Here is a 3,747-nt window from a genome sequence, read left to right on the forward strand (position 1 = left end):
CAGGGTTGCGCTGCAGATGCGCGATCACGACAACTTGGCCCAACGCGTCCGCACGGACCTCAATCACGCGCGGCCACTGCGCGTCCGGCAGACGTACTCGCTGCCAGTGGAAGTGGGCATTCGATTCAATGATGTCCGTGCGCGGCTCTTCGTCAGATGTCCGCGCAGGCGCGAGCAGCCGAGCGCGCATGCGGGGGCCGTCACGATAGGCTACCGTGACGATCTCCCCATAGACCCTGACTCTCACCGGCAAACTGGGAGCGTCTCTCGCGGCCGCGGGCGCCGGCCTCAGCGCGAATCGCACGGGCGCTTCGTCGGTAAAGGCGTATGGGAAGGTTACCAGCGCACGGCGCACCGACCCGCTTCCGGCACCCTCCCCGGGGTGCCGCGTCAGCGGACGCAGCGAGGCCGTGATGTCGCGCTGACCGTCGCGGACGACAAGCGTCTGCCCATCTTGCAGCAAGCCCCGAGGCAATGGCAGTGCCGCGCGGACGAGTTGTCGGCCCGGCGCCGCAGGTGTTACGGTGATCCGCAGTTCGTCGCGCCGGTCGTCCACGCTTGCCGCCGTGACGTCGCGCGTGTTACCGACAGACATCAACAACGCCCCTATCAGCACTGCAAGATATGGCCACTGTGGTCGCGTCATCGTTCCTCACACATCCGACATGAACCTGCCGCCCGAAACCTCCTCCCACCGTCGGCGCGGCGCCAACACGTTACACCACGCGCCGGAGTTCTGCAAGCCACTGGGCAGGAATCGCGCCTTCGTGCGTCACAAGAGTCCACCACTGCGGCACGCACGGGCGAGGAGGGCGAGATGAACGCAGGCCACTTGATTCCGATCGTCTTCGTCATCGCGGCGGCGCTGTCCGTCGCGATCGGGCACGCCGCACCATACGACACCCTCGGCCCGGGCGTCTGGTTTCTGCGCATCACCAACCCGGACGATAGCCGCCACAGCATATGCGTCCGAGTTTACTTCAACCCCAACCGCAGCCCATGGTATGGCGACGTCTGGCACGTGAGCGCGGCAGGCAAGACCGACGGCGCGCAGCCGCCCGATCGCGAGCAGTGGCTGCGGCCGGGCCAGCGAACGGACTGGCTGGATATCGGCCCGTACATGAGCAGCCGTCCGACGTTCCATTTTTCCCCGCTGCACCTAACGCCCGTGTATCTCGGCGTCCACTCGGAACCAGAACGCGCAGACCGGATCGAACTGGACGCCGAGCTGGCGCAGGGCTCTCCCAACAACGTCGTCCGCCGCATCCATGTTCGCGAGGATAACCCCTTAGTGCTGGGTTACCACACCTGGCTGCACGGCGAGCCCAAGCTGCCCACGTCGGTGCTGCTTATCCCGGTCGAAACGCAGAAGAGCACTGAGGTGTGGACTGTCGAGGAAGCGGCGGAACAACAGCTTGCCTGGGTGCGAGCCTGCGGCCCGCTGCCCGCGCCTCCAAGGAAGATGCTGTTCTACTGCCATCAGGGAGGCGTGACATTCAAAGACCCTCCGCGCGTCAGCCGGCTTAACGCGCTCATCACCCACGAGCTGGGCTACAGCAGTCTCGTGGACTACGCGCGGGATTCCACGGACCTCGCGGCGATGCGCGAACTGGGGATCGAGCCGATGCGGACGTATCGCCTTCATCGCGGCGCGGAGAAGCTGGAACAAGTGCAGTCACTGCGCGACCGTGGCCTCTGGGACTACGTGGGCCAGTGCAATTTCGGCGACGAGATAGACATTTCGCTCAGCGCGAGCGACGAAGAGCAGAATCGGCGTTTCCGCGAGTATCTAGGACAGCGTGGATTCGACGCGATGGACTTCGTTCGTCCGGCGGACGAGGCGGCGGCGGCGCAGTTGGGGCTCGACGAGCAGTGGGGCTATGTGCGACTTCAAGGCCCGCTGCCAACAGAGAAGCCGAGACTGCTGTACGAAGCCGCAGTGTTTCGCTACATGCTGTGGACGGACGAGTTGGCCGCAGCGACTCGCGCTGTCGAGGCGCGCTATCCCCCCGGCACGTACACGGGCGCCAATTTCAGCCCGCACATGAACGTGTGGCCGGACGTCCGCAAATGGATCAACGTCTTCAAGTTCCGGGGCATGACGATGCCGTGGTCTGAGGACTGGTGGTGGCAGGTGCCCGAGGCCGGCCCCCAGGCGCAGGGATACCTGCTCGACGCGCTGCGACTGGCTGCGTCGTATCACGACTCGCCGATTCAGTATTACTGCATCACGGATCCGGGCGAGACGCCCGAGCACTCCATCCGCATGAACTACCTGGCTGTGGCGCACGGGGTCAAGATGCTCAACCACTTCTGCACCTACAACCAGGTGTGGGGCACGTGCGATTACATTGACTTCACCCTGAGCGAGGCGATGTTCCCGGCCATCCACCGCGTCATCGGGGACATTGGGCAGGTGGATGAGCAGTTGCACGCGGCGCGCGTGCGTCCGGCGGAGGCGGCGATTCTGCTATCCAAGCCCAACGACGTGTGGGATAACGAGGACCTCCTGGCCGATCCCGCACAGGACAAGGTCAATAGTCTGTACCACTCCAACTTCAACGTGGACAACAATGAGCGCAAGAGCATCTGGATGGCCCTGCGGCACGCTCAGTACCCGGTTGACCTCATCACCGACGATGATGTGATCGAAGGGCGACTGGCGCCGTACAAGGCGCTCTACCTCGTCGGGCCGGAGATCCAGGCGGCGGCCGCGCCGGTCATCGCGTCGTGGGTCGAGAAGGGCGGCGTGCTGTTCGCCTGCGGCGGTGCCGGCCTGCTGGATGAATATCGGCAGCGCCTGGACGCGATGTACGGGCTGTACGGCTTGGCAGACGCCGAACTCGCGCGGGAGCAGCGGAAAGTGGCGCCGCGCGCGCTCGACGCGATCACCCCTCTGGACGCCCTGCAGTTCACAGGCGATGCGGCGGGCCTGCCGGCCGTCGCGATGCCGGCGCTTGCCTACCGGCAGGTGTATCACCCGGCGTCCGGCAAGCAAGCCGGTGCCAGCGGCGCGGCAGTCGCTGGGCGATTCAGGGATGGCTCGGCCGGGGCGGTCGTGCGACAAGTCGGTGCGGGGCACGTGATCGTCATCGGGACGATGCCGGGGCTGGCATACGTGCGTCCGGCCATGGGCGACGACGGCGACCTGCCGATTCACTATTCCCGCCCCGTGCGCGAGTTGCTCACGGCGCCGCTGCGCCTGGCAGGCTGCACCCCGTACGTCTTCACATCCGAGCCTCTGGTCGAAGCCCAACTCATGGAGAGCGATACGCATGGCGCGATCGTGCCGCTGATCAACTTCTCGCCGGAGGCGATTGACCAGCTGCGCGTCGGCTTTCCCGGTCTCGAGGGCGTGAAGTCGTGCCGCAGCATCCGGCGCGGCAGGCTGCCGGTTCACGGTGCGGGCCGCGGACGCTACGTCGAGCTGCCGCTGGAGATCGCCGATTTCCTGGTGCTGGATTAACCGTTCGGCGCATTGCGAGGAGAGGATCTGGTGCAACACGACGAGGAGATTCGTCAGCTCTGGCGCGATTTCGATCAAGGGCGCCCTGCGCGCGTCCCGTGCGTCTTTAACTTCAGCCGGCGGTACTACCTGCTGACACCGTGGCTCAATGAACAGGGCTACTCGTTCCAGCAGTTCTTCGACGATCCGGCGATTCAGTGGGAGGTCCAGCTCGCGCTTCAGAAGTGGGTGCGCGATAACGTGCCGCAAGATCAGGAGCGCGGCCTGCCGAAAACGTGGCC

The 3,747-nt window shown here is 65.4% G+C and carries 3 protein-coding genes; 2 read left to right on the forward strand and 1 reads right to left on the reverse strand.

Annotated elements, in window-relative coordinates:
• On the reverse strand, positions 1 to 595 hold a 595-nt coding region (locus tag JSV65_10085; protein UCH32945.1), incomplete at its 3' end, for a hypothetical protein.
• 222 nt (positions 596 to 817) lie between these two features.
• Here JSV65_10085 and JSV65_10090 point away from each other — a divergent pair.
• On the forward strand, positions 818 to 3,466 hold the full coding sequence (locus JSV65_10090; GenBank protein ID UCH32946.1) for a hypothetical protein: 2,649 nt from the start codon (positions 818 to 820) through the stop codon (positions 3,464 to 3,466).
• A gap of 30 nt (positions 3,467 to 3,496) precedes the next feature.
• Positions 3,497 to 3,747, forward strand: a 251-nt coding sequence (locus tag JSV65_10095; protein UCH32947.1) for a hypothetical protein, incomplete at its 3' end; no start/stop codon positions are given.

It is taken from the genome of Armatimonadota bacterium, from assembly GCA_020354555.1.
In the GTDB taxonomy this organism is placed as follows: Bacteria; Armatimonadota; Hebobacteria.